The following is a 269-nucleotide window of genomic DNA, read 5'->3' on the forward strand; positions in this document are numbered from 1 at the left end:
ATTGAATCTTCGGATTCAGCACAGTCAATTCAACATTACATATGTAATGTCAGTATTCATTGAGCCAACCAAAACTTAAATTGAAGAGTTTGATCATGGCTCAGATTGAACGCTGGCGGCAGGCCTAACACATGCAAGTCGAGCGGAAACGGCAACATTGACTCTTCGGATGATTTGTTGGACGTCGAGCGGCGGACGGGTGAGTAATGCCTGGGAAATTGCCCTGATGTGGGGGATAACCATTGGAAACGATGGCTAATACCGCATAA

1 rRNA gene is annotated in these 269 nt (G+C 45.7%); it reads left to right on the plus strand.

Annotation, left to right across the window (positions count from 1 at the left end):
* Nucleotides 1–77: 77 nt before the first annotated feature.
* Nucleotides 78–269 (plus strand): 16S ribosomal RNA (locus ACXAFJ_RS20370); the annotation flags it as partial.

It is taken from the genome of Vibrio sp. ABH4_348 (assembly GCF_056159765.1).